Annotated in this window: 15 protein-coding genes; 4 read left to right on the top strand and 11 right to left on the bottom strand. The window is 63.9% G+C overall.

The window, feature by feature from the left end:
- Nucleotides 1-45 precede the first annotated feature (45 nt).
- Together argS and GWG65_RS18450 are read right to left on the bottom strand one after the other, a co-directional pair.
- Nucleotides 46-1,836, bottom strand: a complete 1,791-nt coding sequence (gene argS / locus GWG65_RS18455; RefSeq protein ID WP_275196971.1) for an arginine--tRNA ligase — start codon at nucleotides 1,834-1,836, stop codon at nucleotides 46-48.
- 9 nt (nucleotides 1,837-1,845) lie between these two features.
- On the bottom strand, nucleotides 1,846-3,054 hold the full coding sequence (locus GWG65_RS18450) for a deoxyguanosinetriphosphate triphosphohydrolase (RefSeq protein ID WP_275196970.1): 1,209 nt from the start codon (nucleotides 3,052-3,054) through the stop codon (nucleotides 1,846-1,848).
- Between the two features lie 161 nt (nucleotides 3,055-3,215).
- Here GWG65_RS18450 and erpA point away from each other — a divergent pair, with 161 nt between their 5' ends.
- Nucleotides 3,216-3,545, top strand: coding sequence for an iron-sulfur cluster insertion protein ErpA (gene erpA, locus GWG65_RS18445; protein ID WP_148739773.1), 330 nt, complete (start codon nucleotides 3,216-3,218; stop codon nucleotides 3,543-3,545).
- A 114-nt stretch (nucleotides 3,546-3,659) separates the two neighbouring features.
- On the opposite strand, the gene GWG65_RS18440 is transcribed toward erpA, so the two are convergent.
- Nucleotides 3,660-4,304 carry a DUF4272 domain-containing protein gene (locus tag GWG65_RS18440; RefSeq protein WP_275196969.1) on the bottom strand — a complete coding sequence of 215 codons (645 nt, stop codon included), beginning with the start codon at nucleotides 4,302-4,304 and terminating at the stop codon, nucleotides 3,660-3,662.
- Nucleotides 4,305-4,404: 100 nt separating this feature from the next.
- Here GWG65_RS18440 and GWG65_RS18435 point away from each other — a divergent pair, with 100 nt between their 5' ends.
- Entirely contained in the window at nucleotides 4,405-4,617 is a 213-nt protein-coding gene (locus GWG65_RS18435) for a hypothetical protein (protein WP_275196968.1), read from the top strand.
- Nucleotides 4,618-4,626: 9 nt separating this feature from the next.
- Here GWG65_RS18435 and GWG65_RS18430 read toward each other — a convergent pair whose 3' ends face one another.
- The gene (locus tag GWG65_RS18430; RefSeq protein ID WP_275196967.1) at nucleotides 4,627-6,957 is read right to left on the bottom strand and encodes an ATP-binding protein; all 2,331 of its coding nucleotides are present in this window, start codon (nucleotides 6,955-6,957) and stop codon (nucleotides 4,627-4,629) included.
- A gap of 132 nt (nucleotides 6,958-7,089) precedes the next feature.
- On the opposite strand from GWG65_RS18430, the gene xth reads away from it, so the two are divergent.
- Complete coding sequence (gene xth, locus GWG65_RS18425; protein ID WP_275196966.1) at nucleotides 7,090-7,887, top strand: exodeoxyribonuclease III; 798 nt, start codon at nucleotides 7,090-7,092, stop codon at nucleotides 7,885-7,887.
- A 16-nt stretch (nucleotides 7,888-7,903) separates the two neighbouring features.
- On the opposite strand, the gene GWG65_RS18420 is transcribed toward xth, so the two are convergent.
- The 6 genes from GWG65_RS18420 to GWG65_RS18395 form a co-directional block, all read right to left on the bottom strand.
- Complete coding sequence (locus GWG65_RS18420; protein ID WP_275196965.1) at nucleotides 7,904-8,728, bottom strand: tetratricopeptide repeat protein; 825 nt, start codon at nucleotides 8,726-8,728, stop codon at nucleotides 7,904-7,906.
- The gene (ilvD, locus tag GWG65_RS18415) at nucleotides 8,715-10,439 is read right to left on the bottom strand and encodes a dihydroxy-acid dehydratase (protein WP_275196964.1); all 1,725 of its coding nucleotides are present in this window, start codon (nucleotides 10,437-10,439) and stop codon (nucleotides 8,715-8,717) included. Before ilvD ends, GWG65_RS18420 begins: the two co-directional genes overlap by 14 nt.
- A gap of 875 nt (nucleotides 10,440-11,314) precedes the next feature.
- Nucleotides 11,315-11,572: a hypothetical protein gene (locus tag GWG65_RS18410; protein ID WP_275196963.1), complete on the bottom strand. Its 258-nt coding sequence runs from the start codon at nucleotides 11,570-11,572 to the stop codon at nucleotides 11,315-11,317.
- Nucleotides 11,573-11,696: 124 nt separating this feature from the next.
- Entirely contained in the window at nucleotides 11,697-11,909 is a 213-nt protein-coding gene (locus GWG65_RS18405) for a hypothetical protein (RefSeq protein WP_275196962.1), read from the bottom strand.
- 150 nt (nucleotides 11,910-12,059) lie between these two features.
- Nucleotides 12,060-12,248 (bottom strand): hypothetical protein, encoded by a 189-nt coding sequence (locus GWG65_RS18400; protein WP_275196961.1) that lies wholly within the window; start codon nucleotides 12,246-12,248, stop codon nucleotides 12,060-12,062.
- A 105-nt stretch (nucleotides 12,249-12,353) separates the two neighbouring features.
- Entirely contained in the window at nucleotides 12,354-14,090 is a 1,737-nt protein-coding gene (locus GWG65_RS18395; RefSeq protein WP_275196960.1) for an adenylate/guanylate cyclase domain-containing protein, read from the bottom strand.
- A 322-nt stretch (nucleotides 14,091-14,412) separates the two neighbouring features.
- Between GWG65_RS18395 and GWG65_RS18390 the strand changes: the two genes are divergently transcribed.
- A complete protein-coding gene (locus GWG65_RS18390) occupies nucleotides 14,413-16,602 on the top strand; it encodes a transglycosylase SLT domain-containing protein (protein WP_275196959.1) in 2,190 nt (729 codons plus the stop codon).
- Nucleotides 16,603-16,684: 82 nt separating this feature from the next.
- On the opposite strand, the gene GWG65_RS18385 is transcribed toward GWG65_RS18390, so the two are convergent.
- Nucleotides 16,685-16,993 (bottom strand): hypothetical protein, encoded by a 309-nt coding sequence (locus GWG65_RS18385; protein WP_275196958.1) that lies wholly within the window; start codon nucleotides 16,991-16,993, stop codon nucleotides 16,685-16,687.
- Nucleotides 16,994-17,235 lie beyond the last annotated feature (242 nt).

Genomic DNA, 17,235 nt, shown 5'->3' with positions numbered 1-17,235 from the left:
TCTGCCGGTACCCCCAAAAATTCCCCTTAGGTAGTTCGCCCCAAACTACCGCATCTCGTCCGGGGCATGGACGCCGAGGATGGCGAGGCCCGATGCCAGGACCGAGACGACGCCCTGGACCATGGCCAGCCGCGCCTTCGTTAGATCTGCATCATTATTGATAATGAAGCGTAAATAGGGCAAATCGCGTCCCTTCGTCCAAAGTGCATGAAATTCGCTGGCTAACTCATAGAGATAGAAGGCAATTCGGTGCGGCTCGTGGGCCGCGGCAGCGGCTTCCAGGGTCCGCGGATAAATTGCGAGCCGCTTAAGAAGATCAAGCTCGACCGGGTCCGACAGCCGTTCCACCGCCGACTCACCGAGCCAAGCGATGCGCTGTCTGGTGTCCTCAGGGAGTTCCGGGAACACCTCGGCGCGCGCGTTGCGGAAGATCGAGTGGCCGCGGGCGTGGCCGTACTGCACGTAGAAGACCGGATTGTCGCGCGACTGTTCCATGACCTTGGCGAGGTCGAAATCCAGCACCGCATCGTTCTTGCGATAGAGCATCATGAAGCGGACGGCGTCCTGGCCGACCTCATCCACAACCTCACGCAAGGTGACGAAGTCCCCGCTCCGCTTGGACATTTTCACCGGCTCGCCATTGCGCAGCAGCTTCACGAGCTGGACGATCTTGACGTCCAGCGCGCCCTTGCCGGAGGTCGTCGCCTTCACCGCCGCCTGCATGCGCTTGATGTAGCCACCATGGTCAGCGCCCCAGACGTCGATCATCTCGGCGAAGCCGCGGTCGAACTTGTTCTTGTGATAGGCAATGTCGGAGGCGAAGTAAGTGTAGGAATTGTCCGACTTGATCAGCGGACGATCGACATCGTCGCCGTAAGCGGTCGCCCTGAACAGCAGCTGCTCGCGGTCTTCCCAGTCCTCGACTGGCGCGCCCTTCGGCGGCGGCAGGCGGCCCTCGTAGATGTCGCCCTTGGCGCGAAGGAAATCGATGGTCTCGTCGACCTTGTTGTTGCCGCTCTCGATCAGCGAGCGCTCCGAGAAGAACACGTCGTGGCGGATGTTGAGAGCGGCGAGGTCGTCCTTGATCTCGTCCATCATCATGGCGATCGCCTTGGCGCGCACGGTCGGCAGCCACTCGGCTTCGCTCATCGCGAGGAACTTGTCGCCGTGCTCCTTCGCCAGCGCCGCGCCGACCGGCTTCAGGTAGTCGCCGGGATAGAGTCCGTCTGGAATGGCGCCGATGTTCTCGCCGAGCGCCTCGCGGTACCTCAGGAAGGCGGAGCGCGCGAGCACGTCGACCTGCGCGCCGGCATCGTTGATGTAGTATTCGCGCGCCACGTCGTGGCCGGCGAACTGGAGCAGGCTCGCCAGTGCGTCGCCGAACACGGCGCCACGGCAATGGCCGACATGCATCGGACCGGTCGGATTGGCCGAGACATATTCGACATTGACCTTGGAGCCGCCGCGGACGCGGCCGTAATCGGCCCCCTCGCGCAGCACCGTCCGCAGTGCCTCCGCCCAGGCGGCGGGTTGCAGCGTCAGGTTGATGAAGCCGGGACCGGCGACGTCGACCTTGGCGATCAGCGCGTCGGTGCGCAGCCGCTCGGCGATTTGCTCGGCGAGGTCGCGCGGTTTGGCCTTTGCCTCTTTCGCAAGCACCATGGCGGCGTTGGTCGCCATGTCGCCATGGGAGGGATCGCGCGGCGGTTCGACCACCACGCGCGACAAATCGATGCCCTCGGGCCAGCTGGCTTCCGCCGCGAGCGCGCGGCAGACGGCGTGCACACGCGCGAGCACGTCGGCGAACAGATGCAGCGATGAGGATGTGTCGGGCATGGCCGCCGCCTAACGCAAATCCGGGGTCGAGTCAAAGAGCCGCTGGTGCTCGGTCAGGGCGAAACGGTCGGTCATTCCAGCAATGAAATTGCCGATCCTGCGGGCCCGGTCGCCCTCGTTGTCGCCGTCCGCCCCTACCAGCCATTCCGGCGGCAGCTCATCCGGCGATTTCAGGTATTTGGCGAACAGATCGAACAGGATCTGCTCCGCCTCCCCCATTACCCGCATCACTCGCTCGTGGCGGTACATGTGCTGGTAGAGAAAGGCCTTGATGGCGGCCTCCTCCTCGGCAACTGCAGCGGGGAACGAGACCAGCGGCCGGCTCTGCTGCCGCACATCCTGGGCCGATTGCGGTTTCGCAGCGGCGAGGTTGTTCTGTGCCTCCGCAAACACCGCGCCGATCAGGTGCGAGATCAGCTCGCGCACCAGCTCGGCGCCACGCCTGACGTCTTCGAGATCGGGATAATGCGCTGATGTCTCCGCAATGATTTCCGCGGTCAGCGGCATCACCTTGAGATCTTCGAGGTGGAACAGGCCAGCGCGCAAGCCGTCGTCGATGTCGTGGGCATCATAGGCGATATCGTCAGCGATGGCAGCAACCTGCGCCTCCAGCGAGGCGAAGCTCCACAATTCGAGATCGTAGATGTTGATGAAGTCGGCAATGCCGATGGGGATGCCGTGCTCGCGATAGCGCCCGACCGGCGCACCGCTGCGGTCGGTCAGCGGTCCGTTATGCTTGACGATGCCTTCCAGCGATTCCCAGGTCAGGTTCAATCCGTCGAACTCGGGGTAGCGGTGTTCCAGTGCGGCGACGACGCGCAGGGTCTGGGCGTTGTGGTCGAAGCCGCCGAAATCCGCCAGGCAGGCGTCCAGCGCCCGCTCGCCGGCGTGGCCGAAGGGTGGATGGCCGAGATCGTGGGCGAGCGCCAGCGTTTCCGTGAGGTCCTCGTCGAGCCCGAGCTGCCGGGCCAGCGCGCGGGCGATCTGCGCCACCTCCAGTGAATGGGTCAGCCGGGTGCGGTAGTGGTCGCCCTCGTGGAACACGAACACCTGGGTCTTGTATTTGAGGCGGCGGAACGCGGTGGAATGGATCACCCGGTCGCAATCCCGTCGGAACGGGCTGCGGGTCTGGCTCGGCGGCTCGGCGACCAGCCGGCCGCGGCTGCGGTCCGGGTCGCAGGCATAGGGCGCACGGGGGGCAGCCATTCCGACCGACACGGCGAATTTAGTCCCTATCCATTTGATTCTGCGTATGGTGGCACTTAACTATGTCGGGCGCGGGACACCAACTGAATTGGCAAGTGACCATAGCGAGTGATCTTGGCAAGCGACCTGAGTAAGTGACCTTGGTATGCCCGCGGGACTATCGGAGACGAACGATGACGACTGCCGTGACCATCAGTGACCGGGCCGCGCGCCGGATTGGGGAGATTCTCAAGGGCGAAGGTTCTGGCGCGATGCTGCGGATCTCGGTCGAAGGCGGCGGCTGCTCGGGGTTTCAGTACAAGTTCGATATCGACCGCGCCCGCACCGACGACGACCTTGTGATCGAGCAGAACAATGCGGTGGTGCTGGTCGATTCCGCCTCGCAGCCGTTCCTGGCAGGATCGCAGGTCGATTTCGTCGACGATCTGATCGGGGCGTCGTTCCGCGTCAACAATCCGAACGCGACGGCGTCCTGCGGCTGCGGCACCAGCTTCTCGATCTAACGCGCTTCAAAATCCGAAAAACACCCCCCATGCACCTTAGTGGGCACGCTGAAGTCTCGTCTTCGCGCTGCTTTACGCCAAACTGAGAGTCGCCCGCTCACCCTCATTGGAGTGTTAGCCGTCAGTCGTAACGTGGTCCCACGCTTGTTCGTTGTATCCGATGAGCCAGTTCAAAGCGCAATGTCTCTCTTCCGTCACGCCAGGATCGAGATCTGCCGGTACCTGCTGTCCCTTCATGCGGGCGTTTCTAATAGCCCAATGGTACCTGTAGATTAGATCGGCCTGATCAAGAATTTCGGCGATCGGACGAAGTTCGGAGTCTTCGATGAACTGAGTAGTTGTCCTTTCGGTCATCGTCCTCGCGGCGAATTCCACGTCGCAAATCTCTGCTGGCTTGCCTAGTTGAGCCACGAAGCCCAATGCCCAAAGTAGAGTCCAGGCAGCTTCGTGCCTCCAAGTGAATTGAACGCGGTCGTGCTGCGAGGGCGAATGGTCGAACACGAAGGCGAGTTCTTTCGGAGTCAGATGTGGCCGGAGTTCGTGGAATTCCAGAATTCCTTCAACTATTTCTTGACCAAGTCCTTCGCCTTTCGCAGCAACGAGAAGGAGACAAAGAGTGCGCAGCGCGACCTCTTCTTTAGACCGTTTCAGCGCCTCAGCCGTCGTCTCGATAACCGGTAGTGCAGCAAGGAAAGGCACGCCCTCGGCTCGAAGCATCCTTTCTGACCGGAGCTTTCTGTCGATTGCTTCCGCTGTCACCCCCTCATTCTCCCCTGCCCCTTCCATTCATCGCGCCAATCCCCAAACTCCTTTCAATGTACAATACCACGAGGCCTGATCGGCAGTAACAAGATCGAGCTTGTCAATCGCGTCTATCCGACAACCGGCCAGCGCGCAGTTGGGCGACTGCGAATGGCTCGCGGCCGCGGCTACCGACGGCTTCCTCGACAGGAGCACGCTGCAGGTCCAGCGGACCGGTGCGGACAGTTGGGTGATGGTCGGTCGCGACGCCAACACCATGATCGGAGCGGTGGTGGCGGTGTCGCGTGACGCCGTCATCAGCATGATCTGACCAGCAGTTTTAATTCCCGGTGATCTGCCTTTCCTCGTCCGTCCACTCGACCCCGACCGGCATCAGCTCCGGCTGAAGCGGGACGTCCTCCGACATCGCGTGACCATCCAGCGCGCGCAACAGCGCGGCGGCCAGCGCCGGCTTGCGCAAGGGCTTTGCCAGAAAGTCCGACATGCCTGCCTCGCGACATATCTTGATGTCCTCAGGGAAGGCGTTGGCGGTCAGCGCGACGATCGGCAAGGCTTCGAACCGCCCGCGTTGGGCGCGGATCGCTCGCGTCGCGGCAAGGCCGTCCATGTCGGGCATGCGCACGTCCATCAACACGACATCGTAGTCGCCTTCTGACACCGCCTCGACGGCCTGGACGCCGTCGGCGACGACGCGCAGCTCGACGTCGAAGGTCCCTAACATCTTGCTCACAACCATGCGGTTGACGGCATCGTCCTCCGCGACCAGCACCTTCAGCGGCCGGTCAAGCGCGGCGAGGCGGGCCTTGAGATCGTCGGCTTCGTCGCGGCCTGCGGTCTGGTCGGACGCCTGCGCCTGGCTCCAGGGCAGCACCAGCGTGAAGCGGAAGGTCGAGCCCTCGCCCGGCGTCGATGTGACGCCGATGGTGCCGCCCATCTGCTCGATGATGCGCCGCGAGATCGCGAGGCCAAGCCCGGTACCGCCGAAACGGCGGCTGATCGAAGCATCGGCCTGGGCGAAGTCAGAGAAGAGCTGCCCGACCTTCTCGGGTGCGATGCCGATACCGCTGTCGCTCACGCTCCATTCGACGGTCGCAAGCAGATCGCGGCGCGCCTGACAGGTCGCCGCTATCGTCACCTCGCCGGCATCGGTGAATTTCAGCGCATTGGACGCGAGGTTGAGCAGCACCTGCCGGATGCGCGCAACGTCGCCGCGCAGCGTCGGCGGCAGGTTCGGGTCGAGTTCGACCTTGACCTCGAGCCCCTTGCTCCTGGCGCCTGCGCGCACCACGGCCGCGACCGTCTCGACCAGCGCTTGCGGCGCGAAGTCGATCACCTCGAACTGGAAACGTCCGGCTTCGAGCTTGGAGAGATCGAGAATGTCGTTGAGGATACGCTGAAGATTGTCGCCGGATTCGCGGATCGTGGTGACGGCCTCGTGCTGTTCCGGATCGAGCTTGGTCTCAAGCAGCATGCTGGCAAGCCCGAGCACGCCGTTCATGGGGGTGCGGATCTCGTGGCTCATGACCGCCAGGAAGTCGGACTTGGCCCGGCTCTCGGCCTCGGCCTTTTCCGCGCGCCAGCGCTCGGTCACGTCGCGCCCGAAGCCGCGATAGCCAAGGAATTGGCCGTCGCGGTCGTAGGCCGGCTGGCCCGTGAGCGACCACAGCCGCGCCTCGCCGCCGGCGACGACCTTGATACTCATCTCGTGCAGCGGTTCGGCATGCTCCATCAGGCCGACGATATTGTAGGCCGCCGTCTTGTCCTCGGGGCAGAGCATGTCGAGCACGTCGGCGAAATGCGATCCCTTCAGGAGCGGAAGCGGCAATTGCGCGACCGCGGCGAAGCGCTCGGGCACGTCGACCAGATGCCCCTCGGCGTCGGTCTGCCATAGCCAGTCGCTGGCGTTCTCCTGAAAATCCTTCAGCAGCAGCGAGATGATCTCGGTCTGCCGTTCGAGCTCGAGCTGGGCCTTGAGATTGCCGACGAACAGATTGCCTTGGGAGACGATGTTGCCCGCCATGAAGAACGCGAACAGCAACAGGAACACCGAGGTCATCAGGTACGGCCCGGCGCCGCACAGCAGCAGCGCGCCGGCGCAGGCAACCGTCATGGTGGCGAGATAGACGAGACCGGCGCGCGGGAAGGTCGACAGCGTGAAGGCGCCGCCGGACATCATGCCGACCATCAGGCAGGCCAGAATGAGCTGGCTGGTCGGCTCGATGCGGCTCAACAGGGCCAGCGGCAGCGTGCCCCATATCGCCGCGAGGAAAAATGCCTGCCGCATCATCTGCCGCGCGGCGCGCGCTGTTGCTTCCTGCGGCGGATTTTGGTGGGAACGACGGCAGGCGCGAATGGCGAGCGAGGCGGTGGTGGCGAGCGTCAGGCCCCAGATCGCGAGGAAGTCGTTCCAGCCCCTGCCCCAGAACAGGATCAGCACGATGGCGACGTTGAGCATGGTGACGGCCATCGTCACCGGGATCAGCCGCGTCACCGCGTCGATCTGCTTGGCGCGGATGCGGCGCAATTCGCGCTCGCTGAGATCGGCGGTCAGGCCGTCCTCGATCTCGAAGCCGCCGAGCCAATACAGGAACGCGCCGATCAGGCCGTCACGCGGCTCACTTCGCTTTATGGATTTGTCCGGCCATCCCATCCGAGGAACCTTTTCGGCATCAATGGCCTGCGGCCTGCTTAAGCCGGGTTAATTTTGTGGGAGATTTTGCGGCGTCCTTGACGGGCGCGTTTGCAGTTTGTTCTAACGGGGCCCCGCTTGGAGCTTCCCGCAATGCCAATCAGAGTAGCCACCTGGAACGTGAACTCGGTCCGGCAGCGGATCGAGCATCTCCTCACTTGGCTCCGGGAGTGCCAGCCGGACATCGTCTGCCTCCAGGAGATCAAATGCGTCGATGAGGCCTTCCCGCGGCTAGAGATCGAGGCCATGGGCTACAACGTCGTCACGCACGGCCAGAAGACCTTCAACGGCGTCGCCCTGCTGTCGAAACTGCCATTCGACGAGACCAAGTCGGGACTTGCCGGCGATGACGAGGATGCGCATGCCCGTTTCCTCGAGGGCGTGGTGACGCTCAAGCGCGGCGTGCTGCGCATCGCCTGCCTCTATCTGCCCAACGGCAATCCGGTCGGGACCGAGAAATATCCCTACAAGCTCAAATGGATGTCGAGGCTTCTTGAGTATTCGAAGGAGCGGCTTAAGGCCGAGGACCCGCTGATCCTCGCTGGCGACTTCAACGTCATCCCCGCCGCCCGCGACGTGCACAATCCTGCCGCCTGGACCGGGGACGCCCTGTTCAAGGCCGAGACGCGGGAGAGCTTTCAGTCCCTGCTCGGCCTCGGCCTGACCGACGCGCTGCGGGCGGTCACCGACGAGCCCGGACTCTACACCTTCTGGGACTATCAGGGCGGCGCCTGGCAGAAGAACCAGGGCCTGCGGATCGATCATCTGCTGATGTCGCCGCAGGCCAGCGACCGGCTCGCCAATGTCGGCATCGACAGCTATGTGCGCGGCTGGGAGAAGCCGTCGGACCACGTGCCGGTATGGGCGGATCTGGCCTTGGAGGCGGCCTGACGCCGCCTCTGCAGGCTCACTCGCGGCGGCCCTGCACCCACTGTTCGAGCATTTGCAGGCACATGGCGCGGTCGTCGTCGGAGGCCTTGGCGAAAGCGCGATTGTAGCTTTCCTTGATCCAGATCTCCTCGGCACCGGCGCTGTCACGCGCCAGGGTCAGCCACATCAGGCCGCGCGCGGCCTGCCGCGGCAGGCGATCGCCGTTGAACAGCATCTGACCGAGCAGCGCCTGGGCCTCGTGCTGGCCCTTCTGCGCGGCAAGGCCGAGCCAGCGTGCGCCGTAGCGAAAATCCTCGCGCGAGGCATCCGGCGTCTTCAGGTAGAGCCGGGCGAGGTCGTACTGCGCATCCGCATTGCCGAAATAGGACGCCGCGTAGGAGAACATCTCCCGCGCCCGGTCCGGATCCGACTTGACCTTCGAGTTCGGGATGCCGCTGAGATAGTAGCGGCCGAGCGCGACGAAGGCGTTGGCCACGATCTGCGCCTGCGGCGCCGACGGGCTGTCCTCGGCATGGGCGTTCGCGATCCGGCTGAAATATTCGAATGCGCGCACATCGTCCTGGGCGACACCGTCGCCATTGGCGTACATGCGGCCGAGCTTCCACTGCGCGATCGGATGACCGCCCTCGGCGGCATATTGCAGGGCGCTGAGCGAGATTTCCTGGCTGGCCACGGCCGGCGGCACATTGCGCACCTTGCCTGTGACACCGGGCAAGGTGGTGACCACTGGGATGGCCGCATCCTTCTGGTTGACGGGGGCACCGTCGAAGGCGAGCGCCGGCGCGGCCAGCGCAGCAGCCCCCAACACAAACGCAACTATGGCACGCCTAGATGTCCGCATAACACTGTTTCTCGTGCGCGCCGCCGGGATGGGTTACCGCCCCATCGATCGCCGGCCCAACCTGCTGAGCATATTTCCAGAGCGCACCCGACGTATGGTTAGTCGCGCGAGCGCGCCATTTGGTCTTGCGCTGAGCGAACTCATCGTCGCTCAATTTTACGTCAAGGGTGCCGGCGACCGCGTCGATCTCGATGATGTCGCCATCCTGCAACAGTCCGATCGGCCCCCCGATCGCGGCCTCAGGCCCGACATGGCCGATGCAGAAGCCGCGGGTGGCGCCGGAGAAGCGGCCGTCGGTGATAAGCGCGATCTTGCCGCCCATGCCCTGGCCGGTCAGCGCCGCGGTGGTCTGGAGCATTTCCCGCATGCCGGGGCCGCCCTTGGGCCCCTCGTAGCGGATCACGATGACTTCGCCTTCGCGGTAAGTGCGGTTCTGGACGGCCTCGAAGGCATCCTCCTCCCGGTCGAAGCAACGCGCTGGACCGGTGAACCTCAGGTTGGACATTCCCGCGACTTTCACGATCGCACCTTCTGGCGCCAAATTGCCCTTCAGACCAACCACACCGCCGGTGACGGTGATGGGCTTGTCTGCCGGGTGCACCACGTCCTGGTGCGGATTCCATTTCACGCTCTTGAGGTTTTCGGCGATCGTTCGACCGGTAACGGTGAGGCAATCACCGTGGAGAAATCCGTTGTCGAGCAGCGTCTTCATCAGAAGCGGTATGCCGCCAACTTCAAACATGTCTTTGGCGACATAACGGCCGCCCGGCTTCAAATCGGCGACATACGGTGTCTTTTTGAAGATTTCGGCAACGTCAAATAAGTCGAATTTTATTCCGGCCTCATGCGCGATCGCCGGCAGGTGCAGCGCAGCATTGGTCGAGCCGCCGGAGGCCGCAACCACGGCCGCCGCGTTCTCCAATGCCTTGCGGGTGACGATGTCGCGCGGCCGGATATTGGCGGCGATCAAGTCCATCACCTTCTCGCCCGCGGTCATGCAGAACGCATCGCGGATTTCGTAAGGTGCGGGAGCGCCGGCCGAGTACGGCAGTGCGAGCCCGATCGCCTCGGACACGGTCGCCATGGTGTTGGCGGTAAACTGCGCGCCGCAGGCACCGGCCGATGGGCACGCCACGCGCTCGATCTCGTCGAGATCCTCGTCCGACATGGCGCCGACCGAATGCTTGCCGACCGCCTCGAACATGTCCTGCACGGTGACCTGCTGTCCGCGGAAATTGCCGGGCAGGATCGAGCCGCCGTAGATGAAGATCGAGGGCACGTTGAGGCGGACCATCGCCATCATCATGCCTGGCAGCGACTTGTCGCAGCCGGCAAGACCCACCAGCGCATCGTAGGCGTGGCCGCGGATGGTCAGCTCGACAGAGTCGGCGATACATTCGCGTGACGGCAGCGAGGAGCGCATGCCGTCATGGCCCATGGCGATGCCGTCAGTGACGGTGATGGTGCAGAACTCACGCGGGGTGCCGCCGGCCGACGCGACTCCCTTCTTCACCGCCTGCGCCTGGCGCATCAGGGCGATGTTGCAGGGGGCGGCCTCGTTCCAGCAGGAGGCGACGCCGACGAAGGGCTGGTGGATCTGCTCGGTGGTCAGACCCATGGCGTAGAGGTAGGAGCGATGGGGCGCGCGCGCAGGGCCTTCCGTCACGTGACGGCTCGGCAGCCTCTGCTTGATGTTGCTCTTCGCGACCATCGCAAATCAGTTTCCCTGGCCAACCCTTTCAGACCCGAAAAATCAGACCCAAGATTTGAATCGACCTTGGGATTTCTCGTCGCCTTTGGAAGAGCGCCGCTGCCGATAAAGCATTCGAGTGATTTTATTCATGTTGAGGTGTGGCTAAATAGCGGCGCCGGTGCGAACGGCCTGCAATGAGGGTTAAATCCCGACTGACTGTTGCATTGATAGCACAATCGTGGCTCGAAGGACACGGATGACCTTACCTCGATACCCTCTCGGGAGGGCCATCCACAACTTCAGATTTCGAGGTCGGCTCAGCGCGCCCGCTTTCGTCCGAGTGACAGAGCGCACCGCAGGTGAGTCGCCCACCGTTGCCTTCCCCATCCACGCTGCCCCGTGTCCCGGACAAGCTTCGACGCGCAAGCGTTGCCACGCCGAGCCGGGACCCAGATGGGCAGCGCAGCACGGCACGGATAGATGGATGGATGGGCTCCGGCTCCGGCTCTGCCACGTACCGTCGAAGAGACGCCGGGGCACGCGTCGGGCATCGAGCGCGTTCTCACCACATCGTCATTGCCAGCCAACTCATGCCGACGCTGCCGCGTCCACCGCAACCCCGCTCGCGTATCGTGACGACGTACAATCGCCCCTCAAGGTCGAGCGGGGATGGCCGACACATACGACAAATCCGAATTTCGGTAAAGTGGAATATTTTTGCGCTTGCGGCTTGACGGCCCTCGCAACGACCCGACATCTGCGTCAGGATTGGGAAGCTTAGACGTTCCGCATCGCGCGCCCGAACGGTCGATCAGACGGACGATCTCGTAGGCATCGACGAGCCGGCCTATGCCGGTCCCGCCGGCGAGCGCCAGAACGCAAGCGCCTGCCGCTCAGGCTCGCTCTCTTGAGCGCTGAGCCTGGGCCCACGCCACCGTCACGTCGCGCGGCGGGATGTCGCTGCGGCTGATCGGCGTCAATTCACCGGATGCCGCGATGATCGCGGTTTCCTCACGGCGACAGCGCGGGCACACAAAGCGGACCTCGTGCGGGGACGCTGACCAGCTCGAACGTTTGACGTTGGCCGCCATCGGCCAGGCATCGCAATGCGAGCACGACACCAGAAACCGGCCGGGATCGAGCATACCCATTCCATTGGACTCCGCGTCCTGCCTGCCCTCCTCCAACGATGACCCCATGAAAATCGTTCCGGTGCCGGGACACCGTCAGCCCGCCAGCGTTCCATCGCATCGTGGAAGCGCCAGGATGCGCCGCTCAGTGCGCACCCTTGAGCGTGCAGGACGTGGTGCAGGTGACGGTGTTGCCGTGGTCGCACGTCTTGCAGGCGCTGACGCACTGGTTCATGTCGCGGGGATTGTAGGAGCTGTAGTTCCGCATCAGGCAGGACGCGGTCGAGCCGGTAATGTCCTGCTCCTGATTGCAGGCCGCCGTCATCAGCGCGAGCACGAGGACCGCAAGAAGGCGCATGGGATTGCCCTGTAAGGAACGGCAAGCGATGTCAGCGGGGCACGCTGCATTGCAACGAGCCCGGCATTCCCACTATGAGCAATCGTGAAGTGCGACGCTCACATCCCGGAAGGATGCGCGCCAAACATTAAGATCGAATTGCAGCCGGCCTCAGGCCGCGGCCTTGGTCGCAGCTTTGGCGGCGATCACCTGCCGCATATCCGCAGCCAGCTGGCGATACTGCTCCCCGAGCCTCAGATATAATTCGCGCTTTTTGCTGTCGGTGGCGAGCTTGGTAATCAGCTCGCATTCGGCGGTGAGCGTCTCGAACCGTTCCAGCCTGTCCTCAAGCTCTGTCATCGGCGTGTCCCCATCAAACGCCTCAAGGACACTCAACCTAAGCCCGGCAAATAGGTCACGGCAAACATCGTTATGGGGTAGAATAAATTTTTCCCGACGCAGACGCTATTTGGCATCCAGCCGCCAGGCGCCGTCCCAATCGGCTGCCGGCGGATGGGCATCGAACTGCGCGATGCGGGCGAGCAGCGTGCGCGAGGGACCGTCGCCGGGAAAGCTCTCCAGCGCTGCGTTGAACGCGATGCGCGCCTCGTCGAAGCAGCGCAAACGATAGGCGGCGAGGCCTGCGACATAGTGCAACCGCAGGCTCTCCTGCGCAGCACTGAGCATACCCGTCTTGCCCATCACCTCGAAGATGGCCTGCGGCGCGCTCTGGCCCGCGACTGCGAGACGATCGATCTCGCGCAATTCGAGACCTGCTCCGATCGCATCGGCCGTCGCCTGCGAGATCAGGATGCGGGTGCCGTAGACCTTGTTGACCAGATCGAGGCGCGAGGCGAGGTTCACGGCGTCGCCCATTACCGTAAAACTCATCATCAGCTCGGAACCGATGCTGCCCGTCAAGACCTCGCCGGTAGCGATGCCGATGCGCAGGTCGCACGGCACCGGCATGGCGCGGATGCCGAGAAGGTCCGGCAACTGCTTCTGCAGCGCCGGCACCTGTTCGGCCATCTCGATGGCGGCAAGCCCGGCAAGCAGCGCCTGCTCGTCCTCCTCGATGAAGGGTGGGCCCCAATACGACATGATGGCATCGCCGATATATTTGTCGATGATGCCGCGGTTGTTCCTGATCGGGCCGGACATCACCGTGAAATAGTGGTTCATCACCTTGACGAGGCCGCGCGGGGTCATGCCCTCGCTCATCGAGGTGAAGCCGCTCATGTCGCAGAACATGATGGTCATCACCCGGCGCTGGCCGTCCATGGCAACCTCCGGCCGGTCGATCAGCCCCTGCACCACTTTGGGATCGATATAGCGGCCAAAGGTCTCGCGGATACGCTCATTGTGACGCAGCTGCTCGATCATGCGGTTGAAGGCGGCGGCGAGCTCGCCGATCTCGTCCTGGGTCGACACCGTAATGGCCTTGTCGAAGCGGCCCGCCTCGACCTCGCGGGTGCCCGCGAGCAGCAGCCGCACCGGGCGCGTGATGCCGCTGGAGACCAACAGCGCAAAAACAAATCCGACGATCGCAGCGAGCATGGTCACGATGCCCGAAATGATCATCGCCTGCCGCTGGTGACCTATCACCTGCGCTGTGCTGAAGAAAACCTGCGTCAGCATGTCGCCGCGGATCGCGTCGATCTTCTGGTTGAACTGGTCGCGCAGCGCGTCGATATGTTCCAGCGTGCCGCGGGCCTCCGCCATCTGCCTCGCGTCAACCTGCTTGAGCAGCCTTGCGTGGTCTTCGTCCAGATCGCGGCGCAGATCGGTGACGGCGGTTTCAATGCGGATCTCGATCCGCGCCAGCGCGGCATTGTCGGAAGGCGTTCTGGGATCGTCGATAATCGCGTTGATGAGTCTGCGCGCGCCCTCGGCCTCCTCCTCGATCCTGCGGTCCGTTTCCTCGAACTCGCGAAGGCGCGCAGCATAGGCCTCTTCGTCCGATGGCGACTGCATCTTGGTCATGACCATTCGCCGCAGCGCCAGCGCGCGCTCAAGCGAGCGGATATTGGTGCGCGCCAGATGTCCGTAGGCCGGGATGTAGCGGTTGGTCAGTTCGTCCAGGAGGACGCCGACCTGGCTGGACATCACCATCGACAGGATCGAGGTGACCAGCATCAGGACGATCAATCCGAGGGCGATCCCGACGATCTTGCGCCGGATCGACTGGTTGAAAATCGGCATAGGTGCAGGGCAAAGGCTGAAAGGACGGGTCTGGGAACTCAATACACCGGATTTCAGCTGGGGAACACGCAATCTGGCTGTTCGCGGCGTCCAGGCGTCCGCAACCGTCGCTGTGAGCCTTATCCGTTAACGAAGGTTAAATTGCCCCTTCGTCCTCCGTTCCTCGAGTTCCCAAGTTCCATCCGTATTTTGCCGCATTGTTGCGTGAGCGTCAGGAATGCGGGACGATGCCGCATCATCGTTTTCGATGTCGTCTTGATTCTCGAGCCGCATGTCGTCGCGGACTTTGGTTTGTACTGGTTTCGCAGGGGGGGACCACGCAATGAACCAGTGCCTACGCTCGCTCGCGTGTGTCATAACCATGGCCGCTGTGGCGTTCCTTCCGACGGAGCTGGCAGCCAAGAGCAGTCACAAGTCATCAGCGTCGAAGAAGACTCATGAAGCGAAATCCGGCAAGCCACGCCATGCTGCTGCGGCCAAGTCGCGCCGCGGCAAACATGCCGACGCCAAACGCAAATCGAAGAAGCAGGATGACGCGCCGACGGACAAGCCGGCACCGCCGCCGCTCACCGGCGATCTCGCCGCGCTGAGGGACGCGATCGAACTTGCGCGCAAGGGCAAGAACGATGACGCCGGCGCGGCGCGCGACCGCATTGCTGATCCCGCCGGGCAGAAGCTCGCCGAATGGTTCATGCTGCGCCATTCCGAGAGCACGGCGAATTTCAAGCGCTACGCCGCCTTCCTCGCCGCCAACCCGGACTGGCCGAGCAGCGCGCTGCTGCGTCGGCGCGCCGAGGCGCGGCTGTGGCAGGAAAATAGCGACGCGGCCACCGTGCACAAATTCACCATGGACCGGCCGACAAGCGCCAAGGGCAAATTCGCCCTCGCCCGGGCGCTGCTCGTCGAGGGCGACAGCGACCGGGCCGCGCGTCTGGTGCGCGAGGCCTGGCGCAGCGATGAATTGTCCGAGCGCAGCGAGGAGGATTCCTACGCGGCGTTCCGCGATCTCCTGACCGCGGACGACCATCGCGCCCGCATGGACAAGCGCCTCGGCGCAAAGGACTACGCGGGCGCGCGGCGCGCGGCCAAGCGTCTCGGCGAGGATGCGCTCGCGATCGTCAAGGCCTGCGCTGCGGTCACCGGCAAGGCGGACAAGGCCAAGGACTATCTCGACGACGTTTCGGCCGGGGCGCGCCGCGATCTCGGCTACGTGCTGTGCCGCGCGCAGTGGCATCTTCAGAAGGACCGCATCGACGATGCGGCCGAAGTGATCCTGGCCGCCGCGCCCGAGACGATGGCGGCGCAGGACACCGATGCGTGGTGGCGCGAGCGGCGCCTGCTCGCACGCAAGCTGCTCGACCAGGACAAGTCTAGGACCGCCTTTGATGTGGTGCGCACCGCCGCGGTGCCGGCGATGGAGGTCTACCGCGTCGACTACCACTTCATGTGCGGCTGGATCGCGCTACGCTATCTCGACGACCCCAAAACCGCCTTGATGCACTTCGCCGCGATCGACGAGGGCTCGGCCAACCCGCTCGCGCTGTCGCGGGCGCATTACTGGCGCGGCCGTGCGGCCGAGGCGATGAACGCGGCGACCGACGCACGCCTGAGCTATCAGGCCGCCGCGCGCTATCCGACCGCCTATTACGGCCAGCTCGCCAGGGCAAAGCTCGGCCTCGACCGGATCGAGCTGCGACCGCCCTCGCCGGTGCTGGCCGCGGCCGACACGCCGCCCATGGACGAGCGCGTGCGCGCCGCCGACATGCTCTACGGCATCGGCGAGCGTGACGTGGTGTTCTATTACGCCGAGGATTTCGCCAAGGAGAGCACCGACGTCGCAGCGCTCGAAGCGCTCGGCGAACTCGCCGGGCGGCGCAACGATGCGCGCACGATGCTGGAGGTCGGAAAGACGGCGCTGGCGCGCGGGCTCGCGCTCGATCACTACGCCTTCCCGACCATCGGCATTCCCGAGCACAAACAGGTCGCGCCCGCGATCGAGACCAGCGTGATCTACTCGGTGGCGCGCACCGAAAGCTCGTTCGACCAGCGCGACAAATCGCCGGCCAATGCGGTCGGCCTGATGCAGGTGACGCCGGAAGCCGGCCGCGACACCGCAAAACGCTTCGGCCTGACCTATGACTGGGACAAGATGGTCTCCGATCCCGTCTACAACATTCAGATGGGGGCGGCCGAGCTTAGCGCGCTCTTGTCGGAATACCGCGGCAACCAGATCATGACCTTCGCCGGCTACAATGCCGGCCGCGGCCGGGTGCGCGAATGGGTGCAGGCGCGCGGCGATCCCCGGGATCCCAAGGTCGATCCGGTCGACTGGGTCGAACGCATCCCGCTGTCGGAGACCCGCAACTACGTCCAGCGCGTGATCGAGAACGTGCTGGTCTACCGCGCGCGGTTCGAGGGCAGCGGCATGGTGGCTGGAAAGAGCGATCAGCGCATCACACCGCAGGAAGTGAGCGCGGCGCCGACGGCATCGGCCGCGGCCTCCGCGCCCTAACCTCGCAACGCCGGGGCTGGACGCGGCGCGAAGCTGGATGCAGTGACCGCGGCCGACTTCTCTGCGCGGCATCATTGCTCGGCTAGCCGTCATCTCCTTCCGTTGTCAGAAGGTTGTGCGCGCGCAAATATGCCTCGGTCAGCGAGCGCGAGAGCGCGCCCATCTGCATCATCCAGCTCCAGCTCGAAATAGCCATGAACATCGTGATCGCCTCGAGCGAATTGCTGTAGGGCCAGAGCGTTCCTATGGTCGTCTGCTGATGCCGACGGTAGCAATCATAGTCGCAATATCGCCGTTGCGTGGGCACATGCCGGACGTAACTCGAGCCCAGCGGCTGGGCACACGCGCTGCAGATACCGCCGTGGTGAGGCTCTTCCTGATTGACGAGCATGAATCTCATCGTCACGTCCTCTCAGGCGGACGGCAAATCCACCGAAGCTTTCGCCCGCTCGCCCGTTCAAGACGCCGCTCGCGTGCGCCTTTCGATCAGCGGCGCAGCTTCGCGATGAATCGCGTAGCACTCGTGGTCGCAGTAGGGCAGCCGTGTCCTGACGTCGCGCAAGTAGCTGCCGCTGATCTCCTCGCAGCACCATAGACAGTGTGTTTTGCGGAAAGGGGTTCTGCCGTTCACCA

It is taken from the genome of Bradyrhizobium sp. CSA207 (assembly GCF_029051685.1).
In the GTDB taxonomy this organism is placed as follows: Bacteria; Pseudomonadota; Alphaproteobacteria; order Rhizobiales; family Xanthobacteraceae; genus Bradyrhizobium.
This window is presented reverse-complemented; position numbering and strand designations above follow the sequence as displayed.

Coding starts and splice junctions, on each gene's coding strand:
- GWG65_RS18385 (WP_275196958.1), bottom strand. CDS start 16,993: ATGCTCGTCAATCAGGAAGAGCCTCACCACGGCGGTATCTGCAGCGCG.
- argS (WP_275196971.1), bottom strand. CDS start 1,836: ATGCCCGACACATCCTCATCGCTGCATCTGTTCGCCGACGTGCTCGCG.
- GWG65_RS18410 (WP_275196963.1), bottom strand. CDS start 11,572: ATGGGTATGCTCGATCCCGGCCGGTTTCTGGTGTCGTGCTCGCATTGC.
- ilvD (WP_275196964.1), bottom strand. CDS start 10,439: ATGGTCGCGAAGAGCAACATCAAGCAGAGGCTGCCGAGCCGTCACGTG.
- xth (WP_275196966.1), top strand. CDS start 7,090: ATGCCAATCAGAGTAGCCACCTGGAACGTGAACTCGGTCCGGCAGCGG.
- GWG65_RS18420 (WP_275196965.1), bottom strand. CDS start 8,728: ATGCGGACATCTAGGCGTGCCATAGTTGCGTTTGTGTTGGGGGCTGCT.
- erpA (WP_148739773.1), top strand. CDS start 3,216: ATGACGACTGCCGTGACCATCAGTGACCGGGCCGCGCGCCGGATTGGG.
- GWG65_RS18400 (WP_275196961.1), bottom strand. CDS start 12,248: ATGACAGAGCTTGAGGACAGGCTGGAACGGTTCGAGACGCTCACCGCC.
- GWG65_RS18405 (WP_275196962.1), bottom strand. CDS start 11,909: ATGCGCCTTCTTGCGGTCCTCGTGCTCGCGCTGATGACGGCGGCCTGC.
- GWG65_RS18390 (WP_275196959.1), top strand. CDS start 14,413: ATGAACCAGTGCCTACGCTCGCTCGCGTGTGTCATAACCATGGCCGCT.
- GWG65_RS18430 (WP_275196967.1), bottom strand. CDS start 6,957: ATGGGATGGCCGGACAAATCCATAAAGCGAAGTGAGCCGCGTGACGGC.
- GWG65_RS18395 (WP_275196960.1), bottom strand. CDS start 14,090: ATGCCGATTTTCAACCAGTCGATCCGGCGCAAGATCGTCGGGATCGCC.